Below are 20,825 nucleotides of genomic sequence, written 5' to 3' on the forward strand. Positions count from 1 at the left end.
CAGTGAAATGATTTTTAGAGATAAAAGCTTTAATTTAACGGTAATTATTTCAAAACAGTATCCACCAACAGGCTTATTTAATCCCTGTCCCTGCTTAATTTAGCAAATACCAGTGGGTTCTCATTAAGTTCGGCAGTTTCGCGGCGGTGCTTGATAATGTGCAAAGCAGTAAACAAAGCCTCGCGGAACGAGATCTCTGACGCCATGTTTCTCCCGGCAATATCGTAAGCGGTTCCATGATCTGGTGAAGTACGTACAAAGCTTAACCCTGCTGTATAATTCACACCTGTTTCAAACGCTATTTGCTTGAAAGGGATAAGCCCCTGATCGTGGTACATAGCTAATACGGCATCAAATTGCAGGTATGTTCCGTTGGCAAAAAAGCCATCGGCAGCGTACGGACCAAAGGCCAGTACATCGTGGTTACGGGCTTCTTCTATAGCGGGGGTGATAGTACTTTGCTCTTCGCTACCTATCAACCCGTTATCACTGGCGTGAGGATTTAGCCCTAATACCGCGATCTTTGGTTTGCGGATCCAGAAATCATTCTGCAAGCTCTCATTCATAAGCTTAAGCTTGTGAACTATCTTATCTGTAGTGATACTTTCCGAAATTTTTGATACCGGGATATGGCCGGTTACCACACCAACACGCAGGGTATCGCTCACCAAAAACATCAATGATTCTGGTTTGCTATCGCGATGTTGCAGGTATTCGGTATGGCCGGGGAAACTAAACTCCGCGCTTTGGATATTATCTTTATTAATAGGAGCAGTAACCAGGCCATCGATACTACCGGCAAGCAGGTCGTCGGTAGCGCGTTGCAGGGATATGTAGGCGTATTTGCCACCATCGGCAGTTACCTGGCCGGGCTCTATCTTCACATCCTCTTCCCAGCAGTTGATCATGTTGGGTTTGCGGTGCTGCGCATCTGCCGGCTGGTCTATAACGTTAAAGTTAAACTCACCTATTTCGGTAGAACGGCGGTGGAATGATGCCACTTTAGTATGCCCGTAAACAATGGGGGTGCAGTAATCGTATATTTTAGCGTCAGACAAGGTTTTGAGGATAATTTCTAATCCTATCCCGTTAACATCGCCAATACTTATTCCTATTTTAGGTTTGTCGCTCATAATATGATGATTTCACCTATTGTTTTATTGGATTTCACAGGTGAGTACGATTGATTTCACCAATTTGGAAAGCCCAAAAAACAACGGGTTATTTTTTAATTCGCTTTGTGTCATAAGCCTTTAGCTTAGCGCCCAACATGCAAATAAAAAGATTTTAAGTTTATAATTTCTGATTAAAGCACAAATATGCCGTAATTTGCTCAAATAAAAACGGATAATGACATTAGTAAGGGCAAAAAAACATCTTGGGCAACACTTTCTTACTGATAAAAATATCGCGTCGAAAATTGTAGACAGCCTTCGCCCCGAAGGCAAGTACAAACAAGTATTGGAGGTTGGCCCCGGCATGGGAATCCTGTCTGATTTCCTGCTGCAAAAGCCCGAATACGAAACATTTTTAATTGATATCGATACCGAATCATACATCTTCCTGAAAAAGAAATATCCTGCTTTAGGCGAGCGTTTGATAAATGATGATTTTTTGGAACTGGATTTTAAAGGCAAATTTGAGGGCCAAATGGCCGTAATAGGCAACTTTCCGTATAATATCTCTTCCCAAATTCTATTTAAAATCTTAGAGCACCGCGACCAGGTGCATGAGGTTGTAGGTATGTTCCAGAAAGAAGTAGCCGAACGCTGTGCATCAAAGCCGGGCAGTAAAGAGTACGGCATTCTGAGCGTATTTCTCCAGGCTTACTATAAAGTAGAATATTTATTTACAGTGAAGGCCGGTGTGTTTAATCCTCCGCCAAAAGTACTTTCAGCTGTTATCCGCTTAACCCGTAACGAAACCGCCGACCTGGGCTGCGACGAAAAACTATTTTGGCAGGTTGTTAAAGCCGGCTTTAACCAGCGCCGCAAAACTCTGCGTAACGCCGTGTCGTCACTCATCAACAAAGAAAAAATGGTCGAGAACAAAACCTTGGATCTGCGCGCCGAGCGCCTGAGTGTTGCTGATTTTGTGCAATTGACGAATGAGATAGCGGAGAACAGGAACTAAATTATGGGTACAATCACCCGCTTATCAACCCTGTTAATTTCCTTTACTTTTAGCGCCACGCGTTTTACAAAAACGTAGTTTGCCGTGCCACCAATTACAGCGCCAACAACCGGTACCAATCTTTCGGCAGCGCGAACGCCAAATGCAAGTAACAGCTTTTCGGCTATGCCTTCCATCATGCTTTTGGTAACGGCTACGCCTGCTTCAATTTTAAATGAAGTGGCAACCAGCTGCATAAATTCGTCGAAGCCAATTTTATAGCTGCCCTTGGCGTAATACATAATAGCCATAGTAACCCTAAATTGTTGGGTTATGAGGTTTACAAAATCTACAGGCACACCTACCAGCATGGTCATTAAACCACCGCTACCGGCTATTGCGCCACTGCCTGCTGCAATGTAAGCACATTGGTTAATGAACTTATCCAAGCCCCTTTTATCAACGCTTTTTTTAATGCCTACCTGGTCTATCTTTTCAAAGATATGTTTAAAGCCATCATGTGATAGCCTGTCTACATATTGCTTTAAGTCGCTGCGGGTATTTTTAAATGGAGCTATCATGGTAGAATGTATAAATGGAGTATTGCTATTTACGTGCCAAGATTGGGCCTCACCCTGCCCTCTCCAAAGGAAAGGGTTTATTCTACAGATGTCATATTTTAAAGTCCTCTCCTTTGGAAAGGATTTAGGTGAGGCTTTTTCTTAATTTTGCCCAACAAACACATTTACCCTTGAAAAACTACATCCTTATAGTCGACGATCTGCACCCGGCATTTATGGAACAGGCCGAAGCCCTTGGCTTCACCTGCCATTATCAGCCCAATATGAAACTGAAAGAAGCTTTCGCTATCATTAATAATTATGATGGACTGGCTATCCGATCCAAATTTCAGGTAGATAAGGCTTTTATTGATGAGGCTAAAAACCTGCGCTTTATTTGCCGTGCCGGGGCTGGGATGGATAATATTGATGAAGATTATGCTATTGCCAAAGGCATTGAACTGATCAACGCCCCCGAAGGTAACATGGATGCCGTGGGCGAGCATGCTATGGGTTTGCTGTTATCATTAATGAATAACATTAATCGCGGCGATGCCGAGATCCGTAACGGTAAATGGCTGCGCGAAGAAAACCGCGGGTATGAGCTTAAAGGCAAAACCGTGGGCATTATTGGTTACGGCCACATGGGTAGCAGCTTTGCCAAAAGGTTATCGGGGTTTGGTGTGCTGGTCATCGCATATGATAAATACAAAACCGGCTTTAGCGACCAATATGCCCGCGAGGTAAGTATGGAAGAGATTGTGCGTACCAGCGATGTGCTGAGCCTGCATATCCCGCTTACTAAAGAAACCGATGGATTGGTGGATGACGAATACTTGTTCCATTTTAAAAAGCCTATATTTTTCCTGAACACGGCCCGTGGCAAAGTAGTGAAAACACAGGCGGTACTGAACGCTATTAAACAAGGTAAAATAATAGGCGCGGGGCTGGATGTGCTGGAGGTAGAGAAATTCCCGGCATTAGCCGAACAGCAATGGTTTGAGGAACTGCGCCAAAGTGGCCGGGTGATATTAAGTCCGCACGTAGCCGGATGGACGTTTGAGAGCTACCGCAAAATTAGCGAAGTAATGGCTTCCAAGCTAAATGAACTTGGGTTGATTGGTAAGTAGTTGATTAGTGAATGGTTTTAATCATTGAAATTCATCCCGACCAAATCAGGTCAATCGGTGTAATCAATTTAAAATCGGTGCAACAAATAATTTGGATATTAAAATTTATTTATATTATCTTCGTTTTACACTAAACAAGACTATGTAGGCAAAGGCCCACGTAGTCTTGTTTGTTTTTAAGGCCATCACGCTCTTCTATAAAAAAGTAGGGGGGCGGTTTTTTTTGGCTTGAACTGATAACAAATACTAATTATAATTGTGTTATGGCAGAGGTATCTTACTATACCAAAGAAGGTTTAGAAAAATTAAAAGAAGAGTTACAATACTTAAAAACTACAGGCCGTGCTAATATAAGCGCTGCAATAGCAGAGGCACGCGATAAAGGCGATCTTTCTGAGAACGCCGAGTACGACGCGGCTAAAGAAGCGCAAGGCTTGCACGAAGGAAAAATATCGCAAATGCAGGAAAACCTTGCAAACGCACGTTTACTTGATGAGTCGAAACTGGATTCTACTAAAGTTTTAGCGCTGTCCATCGTAAAGATCAAGAACGTAAAAAGCGGCGCTACCATGAGCTACCAGCTGGTATCAGAAAGCGAAGCGGATATGAAAGCCGGCAAAATCTCGGTAACATCACCCATTGCAAAAGGCTTGCTGGGTAAATCGGTAGGCGAAGTAGCCGAGATAACTGTACCCGCAGGTAAAATAGAATTTGAGGTAATGGAAATTAGTAGATAGTGTATGGTTGATTGGGTGAGTGGTTCTTATTGGCTATTCACTCAATCTATTCCATTCTTTTAACTACTCACCACTCACATAATCAACCACTCAACAACATGAGCATCTTTTCAAAAATCATATCAGGCGAAATAACCGCGCATAAAGTGGCCGAAACCAACGAATTTTTGGCGTTTTTGGATATCAGCCCGCTGGCCGAGGGGCACGTATTAGTAATCCCTAAAACAGAAGTTGATTATATTTTTGACCTGGATGATGAAGTTTATATAGGCTTGCATATGTTCGCCAAAATTGTGGCAACAGGTATCAAGAAAGCCATTCCGTGCAAAAAGGTTGGCGTTGCGGTGATCGGGCTTGAAGTACCCCATGTACACATCCACCTGATACCGATGAACCGGGTTGATGATATGAACTTTTCGCGCCCTAAGCTTTCGCCAACCGCAGATGAACTTGCTGGAACAGCTTTGAAAATTGTTGAAGCATTAAGGGAAGTGACCAATAAGTAACCAGCCTGTCCCGATTGTCAAAGTGAGCCTATCGAACCATTCGCAATTGTATAAGTCTTCGATAAGCTCAGACTGACATTTGCAGCGGTTACTATATTTCCATTATCTCTTTCTTCTTTTTTGTCCGCAATCGTTTCGGTAAAAAATCTAATATCTCAACCCTCAGGGCTTCTATCATGCGGCGTTTTAAAAAGTTGCGGTGTACCACGATGCTTACTTCGCGGGCCGGTTCGGGGCTTTTAAAATAGCGTACACGGTCGCGCTGGCGGTCGCTCATGTCGGCAAGGGCCAACTCGGGTAATATGGTTGCGCCGTTGTTCATATCCACCATGCGTTTAAGCGTTTCCACGCTGCCGGTATTATACTCAAAATGCTGGAAGCCCTTGGTGGCCTTGCGGCGCTGGCAAATATTTAGCACCTGTTCGCGCATACAATGGCCTTCGTTAAGCACCCAAATCTCTTCCATATCGATATCATCGGGGGTAATGGTTTTCTTTTTGTAAAGCTTGCTATTTTTTGATGCGTAGGCTACAAAGTTCTCGTAAAATACAGGGATCTCCGTCAGGTTGCTTTCATGCAGCGGGGTTGATAGGATGCCGCAATCCAAAGTGCCCAGTTTTAACTGCTGGACGATCTGCTCGGTGGTTTGCTCCCAAACGATTAGTTTTACCTGCGGATATTTTTCGATAAAGCCGTTCAAAATCTTAGGTAATATATAGGGGGCTACTGTTGGGATGATGCCCACTTTTAACTCACCGGATAGCTCTTTTTGCCTGTCGGTAATAATTTCTTTAATCTTTTCGCTCTCGGCCAATAAAACCCTTGCCTGGGCTATAATCTCCTCGCCTATCTCGGTAGGGATAACGGGCTGATGGCTGCGGTCGAAAAGTTTTACGCCGAGGGTATCTTCCAGCTTTTGGATCTGCATACTAAGCGTAGGCTGGGTAACAAAACATTTGTTTGCGGCGGCCACAAAACTGCGGTATGTATCAACCGCTATCACGTATTCAAGCTGAGTTATAGTCATTATCAATATAATCTATCTAAAGATAGTAATTATTGATTTTTTCTATTGAAGTTTTTTATTGAAGTTTGAATTTTACAAAACTGTTACTCTCATGGAACCTATAAAAAAGAAGCTTACCACTGCATCGGGCAAGCCTTATGCAGAAAACGAGAACTCTCAAACAATAGGACCTCGTGGCCCTATCCTTCTGCAGGATTTTATCCTGCACGAAAAAATGGCCCACTTTAATCGCGAGCGTATCCCCGAACGTGTTGTACATGCAAAAGGCTCAGGCGCTTATGGCACGCTAACCATTACCCACGATATTACTAAATACACCCGCGCCAAAGTTTTTAGCGAGATTGGTAAAGAAACCCGCACTTTTCTGCGCTTTTCTACCGTTGGTGGCGAAAAAGGGTCTGCCGATACCGAGCGCGACCCGCGTGGCTTTGCCCTTAAATTTTATACCGAAGATGGTAACTGGGACCTGGTTGGTAACAATACCCCGGTTTTCTTTATAAAGGATCCTAAAAAGTTTGGTGATTTTATCCATACTCAAAAACGCGACCCATATACCAATTGCAAAAGCCCAACCATGATGTGGGATTTTTGGTCGCTTAACCCCGAGAGCCTCCACCAGGTAACTATTCTGATGAGCGACCGTGGTACGCCATATGGTTACCGCCATATGGACGGCTTTGGCAGTCATACCTTCTCCTTTATTAATAATGATAACGAACGCTTCTATGTAAAATTCCACTTTAAAACCCAGCAGGGCATCAAGAATTTCACCGACGAGGAAGCAAGCGACATGCGCAGTAAAAATCCCGATTTTGCACAGCACGATCTGCTATCACATATCGATAACGGCGATTTCCCGAAATGGGACCTGAAGATCCAGGTAATGCCCGAGGCGAAAGCCGCTACCTATCATATCAATCCATTCGACTTAACAAAAGTTTGGCCGCACGGCGATTATCCGCTGATAGATGTAGGTGTTTTAGAGCTTAACGAAAATCCCGACAATTACTTTGCGCACGTTGAGCAGGCTGCCTTTGCACCCGCGCACGTTATAGATGGCATAGGCTACTCACCAGACAAGATGTTACAGGGCCGCATACTTTCTTACCCCGACGCACAACGTTACCGCCTTGGTGCTAATTACGAGCAAATACCGGTAAACCGTTGCCCGTTTATGGTGAGCAATTACCAGCGCGACGGCCAAATGCGTGTTGACGGCAATGGTGGTAAAAACCCTAACTATTTCCCAAATAGTTTTGATGACATCCACGCCGACCCAAGCTATAAAGAACCAGCCTGGGATGTGAACGCGCAGGTTGCAGATTGGTACGATCGCAACGCCGAAGGCGAGAACGACCATTACACTCAACCGGGCAACTTATACCGCCTGATGAGTGATGAAAGCAAAAAAGATCTGATCAAAAATATTGTACATGCTATGAGTGGTATAGCCGGCCCAAAAAAGGACGAGATTACCAACAGGCAGCTTTGCCATTGGTTTCGTGCCGATATTGGATTAGGCATGGCCGTAGCACAAGGCCTACAGCTTGACCTGAGCGAAACCATGAAGCATATGCCTGCTTAAATTTAGGGTCGGGACTACAAGAATCAAGAGATAAGACAAAAAATAGTGCTGATAAAAAGCCGCCCGTTGTTTTGCGGGCGGCTTTGTTATTTCTTAGATTTTCTTTTTGATGATGAAGCTGATTTGATACAATTGGGCACTTTTTTGCCATTTTTTTTCTTCATCCCTGCTATTTTGTAGCCTGCCCAGCATGGGCCACGTTTTCCCCGATGTGCCATAATAATTAGATTTAATTTAATAGGTTATTGCAAAGATTGTTCCAAGTTTAGATGTGAGATATGAGATAGAAAACCAAAAAATCAATCACAAAAAAATGTGAGATCCGAAACCCTGTTGGTCTCAAATCTCACATCTAATATCTCATCCCGATAGCTATCGGAACTGAGTTTACTACTCTACCGTCACCGATTTCGCAAGGTTACGTGGCTGGTCAACATTACAACCGCGCATAACCGCTATATGGTATGATAAAAGCTGCAATGGTATAGTAGCCAATAACGGTACAAACGTTTCGCCGGTTAAAGGTATTTCAATAATGTAATCCGCCATCGCTTTAACTTCAGTATCACCTTCAGAAACAATAGCAATAACGTGCCCGCCTCGTGCTTTCACTTCTTGTATATTACTTACTACCTTCTCGTATGACGAATTTTTGGTAGCGATGAACACAACCGGCATATCCGCATCAATTAACGCGATAGGGCCGTGTTTCATCTCGGCAGCAGGGTAACCTTCGGCGTGTATGTAGGAAATCTCTTTCAGTTTAAGGGCCCCCTCAAGCGCAACCGGGAATGAACTGCCACGGCCAAGGAACAAGCAATTGGTAGAATCTTTAAAACGCTCGGCAATGGCTTTAACCACATCGTTACATTTTAAGGTTTGCTCAACCAAAGCAGGTATCTCGTCAAGCTCCGTCAGGTATTCAACAAATTTGCTTTGGGTAATGGTGCCACGCTGCTGGGCGATGTAGAAGGCAATAAGCGTTAACACGGTAACCTGGGCAGTAAATGCTTTGGTAGATGCCACACCAATCTCCGGGCCGGCATGGGTATAAACACCCGCATGCGTAATACGTGGGATAGATGCACCCACAACGTTACAAATACCAAATATGGTAGCGCCTTTTTCTTTAGCCAGCTCAATAGCGGCCATAGTATCGGCAGTTTCGCCAGACTGTGAAATGGCTATAACCAGATCTTTTGAAGATATGATAGGGTTACGGTACCTAAATTCAGAAGCGTATTCAACTTCAACAGGTACGCGTGCAAATTCCTCAATTAAGTATTCGCCCACCAAGCCGGCGTGCCATGATGTACCACAGGCTACAATAATAATGCGGTCTATATTCTTTAATTTTTCAATATATTCTTTTATACCACCTAAGGCAACCAAACCCTGCTCAGGATAAATACGCCCACGCAGACAATCACGTATAGAACGTGGCTGCTCGTAGATCTCTTTAAGCATAAAGTGGTCGTAGCCGCCTTTTTCAAGCATTTCCAGCTTAAGCTCAAGCTCCTGTATGTATGGGGTTTGTATAGTATTGTCGATGTGTTTGATCAACAGGTCATCGCGCCTAACGTAGGCAATTTCGTTATCGTTTAGGTAAATAACGTTTTTAGTATACTCAACAATAGGCGTAGCATCAGATGCAATGAAGTATTCACCTTTACCAACGCCAATAACCAACGGGCTGCCTTTGCGGGCCGCTATCAGTTCATCGGGCTCATCCTCGCTCATAATAACAATGGCGTAAGCACCAACCACGCGGTTTAGGGCAAGCCTTACGGCTTCGCGCAGGCCAAGGCCGGTAACGTCCTTTATCTCTTCAATAAGGTGTATTAAAACCTCGGTATCGGTATCGCTTTTAAATTCGTGCCCTTTAGATGATAGGGCCTCCTTTAAAGTTGAATAGTTCTCAATAATACCATTATGGATAATGGTAAGCTTGCTGTCACCTGATGAATGCGGGTGCGAATTTCTGTCGCTTGGGGCACCGTGGGTAGCCCAGCGGGTGTGGCCCATACCTACCGAACCGGCAAGATCTTCGCCCTCAACATGGGCTTCCAGATCACTCACCTTTCCGGCCTTTTTAAAAAGTTTTAACCCGTCATTTGCAAGGGCAATACCGGCACTGTCGTAACCACGGTATTCAAGTCTGTGAAGTCCTTTTATTACTATTGGATAGGCGTCTCTGAAACCTATATAACCTACTATGCCGCACATAAATAAATAGAATTTGTATTGTAATTAATAGAAATAGATATGCGACAAAAGTAAGTAGATAAATAGCATTATCAAGGCTAAAAATTAGATATAAAAAAAACACCTCAAATGAGGTGTTTTTAAATAATTTTAAAAAGTTTTTTTATTGATTTAGCTTGGTGTAAATAATATTAAGCTTAATATTATATAGCGCAGCATCCTTGCCGCCAACAATGCCCCTTTCGGCAAACGTTGCAGCTGGGCTGATGCTAATACCCGTGGTAATTGTAGGATCAACAGGTGAAAGGTAGGTGCCGTAATCAATAGTTTTGCCGGTTATCAGATCCTGTAGAAAAGCAGTTACTATAAAGTGGTACTCCCCTTTTGTAGCATTGTAATTACCACCAAAAACGGAAGCCCTTGGGTCGGTTGTTGATGCATCTTGTAGTGTTACACGCTGATGCGCAATATCATACTTGTACAACGTTAGCCTTTTGGCCGGCATGTAAGGGATGCCACTTGTAGGTTTTACAGTAATTACCAATTCGGCACGGTTTATTACAACTTTGTTATTCTGCGCAGCAAAAATATTCTTTACATCGGGGAACGATATCTTAGCCCTTAAACCTGCAAGCCCCTGCAGATATACTAAGTTATCTGTTGAAGTACCGGCAATTGCTGCTTTAACATTGGCTGTGTAGGTATGCTTAATTTCGGTAACCGTTGTAGCAAACGGGAGGGATACGTTAGAGGTATCTATAACACCTGCATTATTACGACGGTAATAATATTGTACCCTTGCAGAGTCGAGCCTGAAAAATACATTGCCCCCAGCCCCTGCACTCTTACTAAGTGTTAACGACAGGCCTTTAAATGTATTTTGGAAAACAGTGTTATTGGCTAATGAAGAAGGTGCTGCTTCAAAAAATTCAAAGAACATGGCATTAGGATCAAGTTTTACGCGTACTTGTGGCCTTACCTTTATAGGGGCATCAGGTTTACCTACCGTCATACTTGTTATGTATAAACTGTCGTTATAACGCGGTTTAAATTCTTTAGAACCCAAAACGGTCGGCTTTGATAGAAAGTGCTTGGTGTTATAATATGATTTTGTAGGCAAGATCCGCTCGTCAAGCTGGCGCACGTCAACTTTGAAAGTTGATGCTGTGGAATCCCCATAGAAACCATTAGCTGCATACGGCAAAACCAAAACGGCAGAATCTACTGTAATTACGCCGGATGGCACAGTATAAGCAACAGAACCGGGTAATGATAACACAGCCGCCACACCAGCCTCTGTAAGGCCAAACTCCGGGTCTTCAAAATAAGCTAATGGCGACCTGATGCTTAAATTGTTGGTGATGATAGAATCCTCGTACGCGGTAGTAGCTACTACTCCATTGTTTGTTAATAGGGTACCGTTGATCTGGTTAGCAGGGTCAACATCTAAGCCTATACCATCCTGGGTTTTACAGCTATCTAAAATAAAAAGACTTATTAACAGGGTTAATAAGCCTAATTTGTAAAATTTCATATATAATTTTAAAGCTTAAGCAACATCCACCAATTGTTCGTTGGTGATTTCTTCGTAAAAATTGTAATAATTTTCGAAATCTGAAGTGGAAACGTATTCCATAACCGATTTATTGCTGTTTTTAACATTATTTAACACATCTGCATCAATATCGGCACTGCCTAGCACAATACCATCACTATAATGGATAGCACCTGCATACATTGCTGTGTTGGTACCCTCTTTGTAAACTTCGGTGTTAGCCTCTGTCATGTCGCCCATTACGGCTTTACGCGCAAAATCGGCATCCATTTTCTCGGTAAACTCATTCCCGTAGATAGAGTAAACAACTTTCGAGTTTTTAAATGTTGGGTCGTCCTTGTATGTTGTTTTTAAATAAGCCGGCACTAAAGCGCTCATCCAGCCGTGGCAATGAATAACATCCGGCGCCCAGCCAAGTTTTTTAACGGTTTCTAAAGCACCTTTGCAGAAGAAGATCATGCGCTCATCGTTATCGGCATAAAATTTACCGTCTTTGTCGTTAAACACATGCTTGCGTTGAAAATACTCTTCATTATCTAAAAAGTAAACCTGCATACGCGCTGCGGGGATAGAAGCTACCTTGATGATCAGCGGATTGTCGTTATCATTAATAATGATATTCATCCCTGATAAACGGATAACTTCATGTAAACGGTTCCTGCGCTCATTAATGTTCCCGAAACGTGGCATCAAAATGCGAATCTCGAAACCCTTATCCTGCATAGCCTGCGGGAGTTGGCGCGTTATCTCAGCAATTTTTGTAAGTTCAAGAAAGGGAGACATTTCATGAGTTATGAACAGTAGTTTTGATTTACCCATCACTAATCTATTTATAATATGTATAAGAATTTCAAAAAATTTGAGTTTGCAAATATAAGCATTATTATATGAACCGGCAACCACTTGTACAACAGCGTTTGGTAGTTTTTAAGTAATTGTACACCTTTGCCAAATTTTTGCAATCTTTATTTTAGTTTGAAAACATTTACCACCCGCCGGGCTATCCGCGAATATTTATGTGCACAAGGCAGTGCAACCATTGGCTTTGTGCCCACTATGGGCGCGTTGCATAATGGCCACCTATCGCTAATTGCGCAGGCAAAGCAGGCTAATGATATTACCGTTTGCAGCATATTTGTAAACCCCACCCAGTTTAACGACGCCAAAGACCTTAAAAAATACCCCCGCCCTATTGAAGCTGATATGGCCAAACTGGAGCTTGCCGGGTGCGACATTTTGTTTAACCCCGCGGTTAATGAGATGTATGACGGTAATGAGCAATGGCATTTGGATGTAGGCCGGCTTGAGTATTTACTAGAGGGCGAATTTAGGCCCGGCCATTACCAGGGCGTTATGCAGGTGGTATTTAAGCTGCTTGACATAGTTAAGCCAACTAACCTATACATGGGGCAAAAGGATTACCAGCAAATTATGGTGGTTAATAAAATGATAGAACTGCTAAACATCCCCGTAAACATAGTGATGTGCCCGATAGAGCGCGAGGCCGACGGTTTAGCTATGAGTTCGCGCAATGTTCATTTAACCGCCGAAGACAGGCAGCATGCACTTGTATTATCAAAAACATTAAATTGGGTAAAGGATAATTTTGACAGACTAAACATAGCTGAGTTGCAACAGCAAGCCATGGACAAATTAGCTGCTGAAGAGGGTGTTGAACCGGAATACTTTAGGATTGTAGATGGCAAAATGCTATTACATGCCAGCGAAAACACGCAAATCATTGTCGCCCTAACCGCAGCCCGTGTAGGCAAAACAAGGCTGTTAGATAATGTGTTGATTAGATAGGTAGCAGTTGATGGTTGATGGATCATTGAACCATTATACAGATATTACAAACGCGAAACATTACCATCGACTACCAACTATGAACCATCAACCAAATATTCCTACCTTTGCACCATGATTATTGAGGTATTAAAATCAAAGCTTCATCGCGTTAAGGTTACACAGGCCGAATTGAACTACGTTGGCAGTATAACTATTGATGAAGATCTTATTGAAGCGGCTAATATCATCCCGAACGAAAAGGTACAAATTGTTAACAATAACAACGGCGCCCGTTTCGAAACCTATGTTATTAAAGGCGAGCGTGGCAGCGGTACCGTATGCCTTAACGGTGCAACCGCGAGGCTTGCCCAGGTTGGCGATATCGTGATCATCATGTCGTACGCTTACATGGAAGCCGATGAGGCCCGTGCCTACGAGCCAATATTAATATTCCCCGATGCTAATAATAAACTGATAAGGTAAAATGATAGTATCTTACACCTGCTAATAAAGCGCCTATTTCTAATTAATTTTCTTTTACTTACTACTTTTGCTTGCATTGCTCAGCGCCAGAATATCTATTTTTTTAGGATGATGGTCGGTAGGTAAAAAGCAAAGACAGTGCTAGTGAGCGAACCTAATTCAGGCTTGACAATCTAAAACGTGATTGAGTTTTACTCAACCGATTAAAAAAGTTAATTGGTACATCAAAAGTTATTGCGTACAATTATTTTAATGGCATTTGCCTGTCGTTTTACAAAAACCGAAAAAAAACAGCAGAAACCCATGTAGATGGATGGCATTTAAAAAATTACGACAGCTACTATTTAAATGATAAGTTATATATCCGTAGGAAGATCACGACTATAGAAGAGACATCTTCGAGGAAAACTCGACCAACTGGGCAGATCTTTAAAACACTTATTGGAATTGACATCTTATTTTGAGAAGAAAGGAGTCGGGCTGATATCGTTAGATGATCACATTTATACAGACACAACCCGGTCTGGAAGCAGCCCGAGCCCGTGGAAGAAAAGAAAGCAGAAGCAAAGGTTTGTCGAAAGAGGCCGAGCGTACAACCATGCTTGCACAAAGCTTATATAATGAACGAAAACCCGGAGTAGTTGCTATTGCCAAACAATTTTTGATTTCTAAAATGACCCTTTATAAATATCTAAGACCCCAAGAGGTCAAAACTCATAGGAAAGTTTAGAAGGGTTTATAGTGCCGTAAAGGCTTATTTTTAATTGCCTGATAGCGGGCTTTTATAAACGATATTGTTTTTGAACCATTTTAAAAGCTATCTGCATTTAAAGAAGACGTACCAATTTCCGCAAAGCAATTTAATCACTTTTACTTTTCTCAATTTTGGGCAATGAGTAGATGGGTTTTGGAACTTTTAAATTTATTTATTTGTCCCTTACTCCATCCCATGCTGACAGTATTTTAGCATGCGGGTTAGTTTGCAATACCCATGTTTTATTTATAAGCATAGTTCTACGCTGTTTATTGTCATAGGCTTCCCAGCCGGGGCTCCCGGTTTTAGCAAATTGAACCCATGCATCCTGCATTTTGTTAGCTAATTCTGCTGGTCCGCCATTTGGGCCAAGCATACCTCTTTGTCCTGTCACTATATCCAAATTATTAAAAACAAAAGGAATCTCTAAACCATGATAAGCGCCATATGTTCCATTAGCAACGGATGATGGCCATGCAAATTCATACATGTATGTTTTTCCTGTAAGTGCGTGCGCATTTGCGAAACGTATGGAAGGAACTTGTGCCTGATACGAGGTGAGCACCGCAGAAAACAGTTCTCCGAGGTTTTTCTCGGGATATTCATTTTTATATATCGAGATCAATTTTGCCGGTGCTGGATGTACCTTTTTGACTGCAAAATTCAATATTAAATTTAGTTTTATTTTCTTGAGCACACCCGTAGGCACCAAAAAATAATTCATCTCGTCTGTATTGTACCCAATCAATAGATTGTAATCGCTCCCAGCACCATTACGTGCATTTGCCAATGGCACTTTTGGAACGATATCCTGATCAATTACTGGAAAATAAAGACTTACCCCACCAGAAGGATCTGAAAAATCTTCCGTTTCAAGTTTTACCATTTTTGGAGTTACTTTAGGTTGGTATGCCACCAATTGCTCGGGTGTAAATTTCATGTAAGCTTCTCTGGTATTTTTTATTTGAAGCGTTGTTGCATATTTTTTCGCGATCCGGTCTGCCTGTTCACCGCTTAGTACTGCCTGACCAGATCCACTTTGCATAATAGCGTTTTTAAATAAGCCTTTGGCAGCAGGGCTTGTTACCAGTACGCCCACACTTATTGCCCCGGCCGATTCTCCAAAAACAGTGACATTACTGGGATCCCCGCCAAAAGCTTTAATATTTTTCTGCACCCATTTCAGGGCTGCTATCTGATCACGTATACCAATATTGGTAGGCACACCGTCTATTTTCAGAAACCCTTCAATGCCCAGGCGATAATTAAAAGAAACAAGCACGACTCCTTTTTTAGCAAAACTAGTTCCATCAAAAATAGGCACATTGCTTGTACCCAAAACAAATGCTCCCCCATGAATATAAACCATCACCGGGAGGCGGCCAGTTTTTACATTTGGTGTCCAAACATTCGTGGTAAGGAAATTATCACCTTTAACCCAACCCTTTCCAAATGTGGGCTTTCCATCAATATCAGCATCTTTAGGCGTAGGAAATGGAGCGGTTGGTCCGGAAGCGATTGCATCTCGTACACCTTGCCATGGCGTAGGTTTTACCGGAGCCGCAAAGCGAAGGCTACCTACGGGCGGAGCAGCAAACGGTATGTTTTTAAAAATGTAAACGCTTTTATCAAACTTGCCACGAATCTTGCCAGCTTCAATATGCACAATAGTGTTATCTGTTGAATAACTTTGCGCCTTTGCCGAGTAATAAGCAAACAGTACAAATGTGGCGATAAAAAATAAACTACTTTTTTTCATAACGAATATATTATTGTGCTTTTTATTATTTATTAATTTTTCACTGCTATTGCAGTACCAAATATAAAACAATCCTTGACGTATACCCAGTCCTTAACAAACAACGGAAATCTTTTTATTTGGGACCACCTGAATATTGAATGAACTTGCCGAAGAGCTTGTAAGGGTGTAGTCACTCTGGCCCCGTTAACAATAAAATACTTGAAGTCCGGATTACGGTTATTAAATATTTGAGGGTAACGGAAACGTGAAATAAAAAAATTTAAAATACTTTTCATGAAATTGTCTTAATTAAATTCACGAATTCGTTTTAACCGTTACACAGAATAACAATATTAAAACATGCTAGAATGGTGTATTAAAGTCCGGAAAGGCCGTAATTAATGGCGTAAGTACCACTCATACAGACAGGTTAGTTATGCCAAAATTTGTTAATAGTGAAAATAAATTCGGTTAATTTCTGGCCACGACAATTAAATATCCTGCAAAAGAGAGGGGAAAAGTTATTCAAGACCAGGTTGTTTTAAAATTCATGGTTGAAAACGACGGAAAACTCACCAATTTTATAATTCTACGTTCGCCAAATATTAGCTGCTGAAGCCATAAAAGCGCTATGACTTAGTCATGATTGGGACCCTGGCTATAGGCATGCTGTTCCGTTAAGAATAACATATGCCTTACCAATAAAACTTTAGAATGGCTAATGAATAAAACCATGCATAATGTGAACGGTTTACTTATTATTTAATTCTCTATTTAATTTATAAATTAAAATCCCCTAATCTCTACAATTTGCTATCTTTGCACCCCGACGCTGAGGTCGGGATTTTTCGCCTTTCAGCGCATAGAAATTAGTTAATTGTTGCTGGTTAATAGTTCATGGCAAAACAATCTATGAACAATGATCCATCGGCCATAACCCACAAAGTGCTATGCCAAGAGATACTTCCATCAAATCCGTTTTAATTATTGGTTCGGGCCCTATTATTATAGGCCAGGCGTGTGAGTTTGATTATGCCGGTTCGCAGGCTGCCCTTTCGTTGAAAGATGAAGGCATCATCGTATCCATCATCAACAGCAACCCCGCCACCATCATGACCGATAAGGTTATTGGCGACCATGTTTACCTGCTGCCGCTTAATGTAGAAAGCTTAGAAAAAATACTCATCGAACAGAAAATTGACGCCGTACTGCCTACTATGGGTGGCCAAACCGCGTTGAATCTCTGTATTGAGGCTGATGAGCAGGGCTTATGGAAAAAATACGGGGTTAAAATTATAGGGGTTGATATTGCCGCTATCGAAAAAACAGAGAACCGCGAAGCCTTCCGCCAGTTAATGGTTGATATAGGCATAGGGGTTGCTCCCTCAAAAATTGCCAACTCTTTCCTGGAGGGTAAAGAAGCCGCGCAAGAAATTGGTTTCCCGCTGGTTATTCGCCCAAGCTATACCCTTGGTGGTAAAGGCGCGGGCTTTGTACATAAAAAAGAGGAATTTGACGCTGCTTTAAGTCGCGGCCTGCAGGCATCTCCAACCCACGAGGTTTTGGTAGAGCAAGCCGTTTTAGGGTGGAAAGAATACGAATTAGAGTTATTAAGGGACGGTAATGATAACGTTATTATCATCTGTTCTATCGAAAACTTCGACCCGATGGGTATCCACACCGGCGACTCGATAACCGTGGCCCCAGCCATGACCCTGAGCGACCGCTGCTACCAGGAAATGCGTAACCAGGCCATCAAAATGATGCGTGCCATTGGTAACTTCGCAGGTGGCTGTAATGTACAATTTTCTGTCAACCCGGCAGATGAAAGCATTATCGCTATAGAGATCAACCCTCGTGTATCGCGCTCATCAGCATTAGCATCAAAAGCAACAGGTTACCCAATTGCCAAAATAGCTGCAAAGCTGGCCATTGGTTACAACCTCGATGAAATAGAGAACCAGATCACCAAAACAACTTCGGCTTACTTTGAGCCAACTTTGGATTATGTGATCGTGAAGATCCCCCGCTGGAACTTCGATAAATTTAAAGGCGCTAACCGCGAACTTGGCCTTACCATGAAATCGGTAGGCGAGGTGATGGGTATTGGCCGTAGCTTTATAGAAGCTTTACAGAAAGCTTGCCAGAGTTTAGAGATTGGCCGTGCCGGCCTTGGTGCCGATGGCCGCCAAAGCCGCAACCTGGACGAGATTATGCATAGCCTGGAGCATCCAAGCTGGGACAGGTTGTTCCACATTTACGATGCCATGAGCCTGGGTGTGCCAATAGAGTCTATCCGTAAGGTAACTAAGATCGACCGTTGGTTCCTGAACCAGATCCAGGATGTAGTGAATGTAGAAACTGAACTGCGCCGTTACTCGCTAAATAATATTCCAGAAGATTTCTTTTTCACCCTTAAACAGCGTGGTTTCTCGGATACACAAATTGCCTACGTTTTAGGGAATGTAACCGAAGAGGATGTTTACCAGCGCCGCAAAGCACTGGGTATAAAACGTGTTTATAAAATGGTGGATACCTGCGCGGCTGAGTTTGCTGCCAAAACACCGTACTATTACTCAACTTACGAAGGCGAAAACGAATCGATCGTATCTGATAAAAAGAAGATCATCGTATTGGGATCGGGCCCTAACCGTATTGGACAGGGTATCGAGTTTGATTACAGCTGTGTGCATGGTTTATTGGCCGCTAAAGAAAGCGGTTACGAAGCCATCATGATCAACTGTAACCCCGAGACCGTATCTACCGACTTTAACATGGCCGACAAGCTGTACTTTGAGCCCGTTTTCTGGGAGCATGTACGCGAAATCATCGACCTGGAGAAACCGGAAGGTGTGATCGTACAGCTTGGTGGCCAAACAGCCCTTAAAATGGCCGAGAAGTTGCATGAGCATGGCATCAAGATCATCGGTACATCATTTAACGATATGGATGCTGCCGAAGACCGCGGCCGTTTTAGCGATCTGTTAAAAGAATTAGAGATCCCTTACCCTAAATACGGTGTTGCTGAAAGTGCAGAAGAAGCACTGATTGTAGCGCACGAAGTAGGCTACCCGGTATTGGTACGCCCAAGCTACGTACTTGGCGGCCAGGGCATGAGCATCGTGATAAACGATGAGGACCTGGAGAAAGCTGTGGTAAACCTGTTGAAAAACTTACCTGGAAATAGGGTATTAATTGACCACTTCCTGGATCGCGCTTCCGAAACTGAGTCGGATTCTATCCACGATGGAGAGGATGTGCATATTATTGGTTTGATGGAACACATTGAGCCTGCCGGAATCCACTCGGGAGACTCTTTCGCGGTATTGCCACCATTTGATCTGAGCGATAATGTTATCCGGCAGATGGAAGAATATACTGCCAAAATAGCACGTGCATTAAATGTTCGCGGCTTGCTTAATATCCAGTTCGCAGTTAAAGAAGATAAGGTATTTGTGATAGAGGCAAACCCGCGTGCATCACGTACAGTGCCGTTTATAGCTAAGGCTTACGATGTACCTTACATCAACATTGCCGCCAAAGTAATGCTTGGCGTTAACAAACTAAAAGACTTTACCATTGAGCGCAAGCTTATAGGATATGCAATAAAAGAACCTGTGTTTTCGTTTGATAAGTTCCCGGAAATAAACAAAGAGTTAGGACCCGAAATGAAATCTACAGGCGAGGCGATCAGGTTTATACCCGACTTGCAGGACCCGTATTTTAGGCATCTGTATAAAGAAAAATCAATGTATTTGAGCAAGTAATACAAAAACTGGCATCAGTTTTGAATTTAAGGTTAGCGCCGTATATTTTTGTGGCGGCTAAATGGTTTAATTTAGTACTATAAGATTGAAAGTTAGTTTAAAGAATACGCCGGTCGTTAATCTGAGCAATATCGACCCGGAGGATGTAAGTGATGTTTTGTTAAAGATCGAAAGATCGTTCAATATCCGGTTCACAGACGAAGACCTTACCCACGTGAAAACTTTTGGCGCCATGTGCGACATGGTTGTAAATAAGGTTAAACAAGTTCAAAGTGACAGTTGCACTACCCAGCAGGCTTTTTACAAATTGCGTAATGCAATTAACGCTAAAAAACCAATTGAGAAATGCGACCTTAAGCCACAAACTAAACTGTGCGAGCTTTTCCCACGCGATAACCGCATAGAGGTTGTTGCCGATCTGGAAAACGAGATGGGTTTACACATGAACCTGTTGCGCCCCAAACCGGGTGTAGTATGGGCATTTTCCGTAGCACTTTTGGCCTCTGTTACTGTTAGCTTTATGTTTGGTATAATTGGTTACATAGGTATGGTAATTTCTATCACAGGCTTAATATTGGCAGGCAAATTTGGACGCGAGCTTAAGGTAAAAACCCTTGGTGACCTGTCAGAAAAAATTGCCCGCGAGCATTTTCTTAAATGCCGCCGCGACGCTTCAACCGTTAACCGCGCCGAAGTAGCAGATAAAGTAAAAGAATTGTTTGCCGATTACCTTCATGTTGAACCTACATCTTTAAGAAAAGAGGCAAGGTTTGCGTAAAGAATATTTAATGAATATTTGAGATAGCGATGGGTTTGATACCATCGCTATTTTTTTTTAATCGCACTCAGCGCGTCATTGCGGTGGCGATATGGAC

Annotated in this window: 19 protein-coding genes; 11 read left to right on the forward strand and 8 right to left on the reverse strand. The window is 42.6% G+C overall.

Annotated elements, in window-relative coordinates:
• Positions 1 to 77: 77 nt before the first annotated feature.
• A complete protein-coding gene (pdxA, locus tag NAF17_RS13575) occupies positions 78 to 1,133 on the reverse strand; it encodes a 4-hydroxythreonine-4-phosphate dehydrogenase PdxA (protein ID WP_252758547.1) in 1,056 nt (351 codons plus the stop codon).
• 217 nt (positions 1,134 to 1,350) lie between these two features.
• On the opposite strand from pdxA, the gene rsmA reads away from it, so the two are divergent.
• The gene (gene rsmA / locus NAF17_RS13580) at positions 1,351 to 2,133 is read left to right on the forward strand and encodes a 16S rRNA (adenine(1518)-N(6)/adenine(1519)-N(6))-dimethyltransferase RsmA (protein ID WP_252758548.1); all 783 of its coding nucleotides are present in this window, start codon (positions 1,351 to 1,353) and stop codon (positions 2,131 to 2,133) included.
• Here the strand turns inward: rsmA and NAF17_RS13585 are convergent.
• On the reverse strand, positions 2,130 to 2,693 hold the full coding sequence (locus NAF17_RS13585; protein WP_252758549.1) for an EcsC family protein: 564 nt from the start codon (positions 2,691 to 2,693) through the stop codon (positions 2,130 to 2,132). The two genes, rsmA and NAF17_RS13585, sit on opposite strands and share 4 nt — an antisense overlap.
• Before the next feature lie 170 nt (positions 2,694 to 2,863).
• Between NAF17_RS13585 and NAF17_RS13590 the strand changes: the two genes are divergently transcribed.
• The 3 genes from NAF17_RS13590 to NAF17_RS13600 all read left to right on the forward strand — a co-directional run bounded on the left by NAF17_RS13590 (position 2,864) and on the right by NAF17_RS13600 (position 5,045).
• Positions 2,864 to 3,802 carry a 2-hydroxyacid dehydrogenase gene (locus NAF17_RS13590; RefSeq protein WP_252758550.1) on the forward strand — a complete coding sequence of 313 codons (939 nt, stop codon included), beginning with the start codon at positions 2,864 to 2,866 and terminating at the stop codon, positions 3,800 to 3,802.
• Between the two features lie 263 nt (positions 3,803 to 4,065).
• Entirely contained in the window at positions 4,066 to 4,539 is a 474-nt protein-coding gene (greA, locus tag NAF17_RS13595; RefSeq protein ID WP_252758551.1) for a transcription elongation factor GreA, read from the forward strand.
• Between the two features lie 98 nt (positions 4,540 to 4,637).
• Complete coding sequence (locus NAF17_RS13600; protein WP_252758552.1) at positions 4,638 to 5,045, forward strand: HIT family protein; 408 nt, start codon at positions 4,638 to 4,640, stop codon at positions 5,043 to 5,045.
• Positions 5,046 to 5,136: 91 nt separating this feature from the next.
• Here the strand turns inward: NAF17_RS13600 and NAF17_RS13605 are convergent, their stop codons facing one another.
• Positions 5,137 to 6,072 carry a hydrogen peroxide-inducible genes activator gene (locus NAF17_RS13605; protein ID WP_252758553.1) on the reverse strand — a complete coding sequence of 312 codons (936 nt, stop codon included), beginning with the start codon at positions 6,070 to 6,072 and terminating at the stop codon, positions 5,137 to 5,139.
• A 91-nt stretch (positions 6,073 to 6,163) separates the two neighbouring features.
• Here NAF17_RS13605 and NAF17_RS13610 point away from each other — a divergent pair, with 91 nt between their 5' ends.
• Positions 6,164 to 7,657, forward strand: coding sequence for a catalase (locus tag NAF17_RS13610; RefSeq protein WP_252758554.1), 1,494 nt, complete (start codon positions 6,164 to 6,166; stop codon positions 7,655 to 7,657).
• Positions 7,658 to 7,743: 86 nt separating this feature from the next.
• Here the strand turns inward: NAF17_RS13610 and NAF17_RS18150 are convergent, their stop codons facing one another.
• From NAF17_RS18150 to NAF17_RS13625, 4 genes are all read right to left on the reverse strand, one after another.
• Positions 7,744 to 7,875, reverse strand: a complete 132-nt coding sequence (locus tag NAF17_RS18150; RefSeq protein ID WP_256474523.1) for a hypothetical protein — start codon at positions 7,873 to 7,875, stop codon at positions 7,744 to 7,746.
• Positions 7,876 to 8,047: 172 nt separating this feature from the next.
• Positions 8,048 to 9,883, reverse strand: coding sequence for a glutamine--fructose-6-phosphate transaminase (isomerizing) (glmS, locus tag NAF17_RS13615; protein ID WP_252758555.1), 1,836 nt, complete (start codon positions 9,881 to 9,883; stop codon positions 8,048 to 8,050).
• Between the two features lie 142 nt (positions 9,884 to 10,025).
• Positions 10,026 to 11,396: a DUF4270 family protein gene (locus NAF17_RS13620; RefSeq protein ID WP_252758556.1), complete on the reverse strand. Its 1,371-nt coding sequence runs from the start codon at positions 11,394 to 11,396 to the stop codon at positions 10,026 to 10,028.
• Positions 11,397 to 11,411: 15 nt separating this feature from the next.
• Positions 11,412 to 12,236, reverse strand: coding sequence for a glycogen/starch synthase (locus tag NAF17_RS13625; protein WP_252758557.1), 825 nt, complete (start codon positions 12,234 to 12,236; stop codon positions 11,412 to 11,414).
• Positions 12,237 to 12,392: 156 nt separating this feature from the next.
• Here NAF17_RS13625 and panC point away from each other — a divergent pair, with 156 nt between their 5' ends.
• From panC to NAF17_RS18340, 4 genes are all read left to right on the forward strand, one after another.
• Positions 12,393 to 13,223 (forward strand): pantoate--beta-alanine ligase, encoded by an 831-nt coding sequence (gene panC, locus NAF17_RS13630; RefSeq protein ID WP_252758558.1) that lies wholly within the window; start codon positions 12,393 to 12,395, stop codon positions 13,221 to 13,223.
• A gap of 114 nt (positions 13,224 to 13,337) precedes the next feature.
• Entirely contained in the window at positions 13,338 to 13,688 is a 351-nt protein-coding gene (gene panD, locus NAF17_RS13635) for an aspartate 1-decarboxylase (RefSeq protein WP_252758559.1), read from the forward strand.
• 417 nt (positions 13,689 to 14,105) lie between these two features.
• Positions 14,106 to 14,309 (forward strand): recombinase family protein, encoded by a 204-nt coding sequence (locus NAF17_RS18335; RefSeq protein ID WP_370341335.1) that lies wholly within the window; start codon positions 14,106 to 14,108, stop codon positions 14,307 to 14,309.
• Positions 14,287 to 14,418, forward strand: a complete 132-nt coding sequence (locus tag NAF17_RS18340) for a helix-turn-helix domain-containing protein (RefSeq protein WP_370341337.1) — start codon at positions 14,287 to 14,289, stop codon at positions 14,416 to 14,418. Before NAF17_RS18335 ends, NAF17_RS18340 begins: the two co-directional genes overlap by 23 nt.
• 196 nt (positions 14,419 to 14,614) lie before the next feature.
• Here the strand turns inward: NAF17_RS18340 and NAF17_RS13640 are convergent, their stop codons facing one another.
• The gene (locus NAF17_RS13640) at positions 14,615 to 16,201 is read right to left on the reverse strand and encodes a carboxylesterase/lipase family protein (protein WP_252758560.1); all 1,587 of its coding nucleotides are present in this window, start codon (positions 16,199 to 16,201) and stop codon (positions 14,615 to 14,617) included.
• 932 nt (positions 16,202 to 17,133) lie between these two features.
• On the opposite strand from NAF17_RS13640, the gene carB reads away from it, so the two are divergent.
• Positions 17,134 to 19,950 carry a carbamoyl-phosphate synthase large subunit gene (gene carB, locus NAF17_RS13645; RefSeq protein ID WP_252758561.1) on the forward strand — a complete coding sequence of 939 codons (2,817 nt, stop codon included), beginning with the start codon at positions 17,134 to 17,136 and terminating at the stop codon, positions 19,948 to 19,950.
• Positions 19,951 to 20,035: 85 nt separating this feature from the next.
• A complete protein-coding gene (locus NAF17_RS13650) occupies positions 20,036 to 20,728 on the forward strand; it encodes a hypothetical protein (protein WP_252758562.1) in 693 nt (230 codons plus the stop codon).
• The last annotated feature ends 97 nt before the right edge of the window (positions 20,729 to 20,825 follow it).

It is taken from the genome of Mucilaginibacter aurantiaciroseus, from assembly GCF_024055595.1.
Classification (GTDB): Bacteria; Bacteroidota; Bacteroidia; order Sphingobacteriales; family Sphingobacteriaceae; genus Mucilaginibacter; species Mucilaginibacter aurantiaciroseus.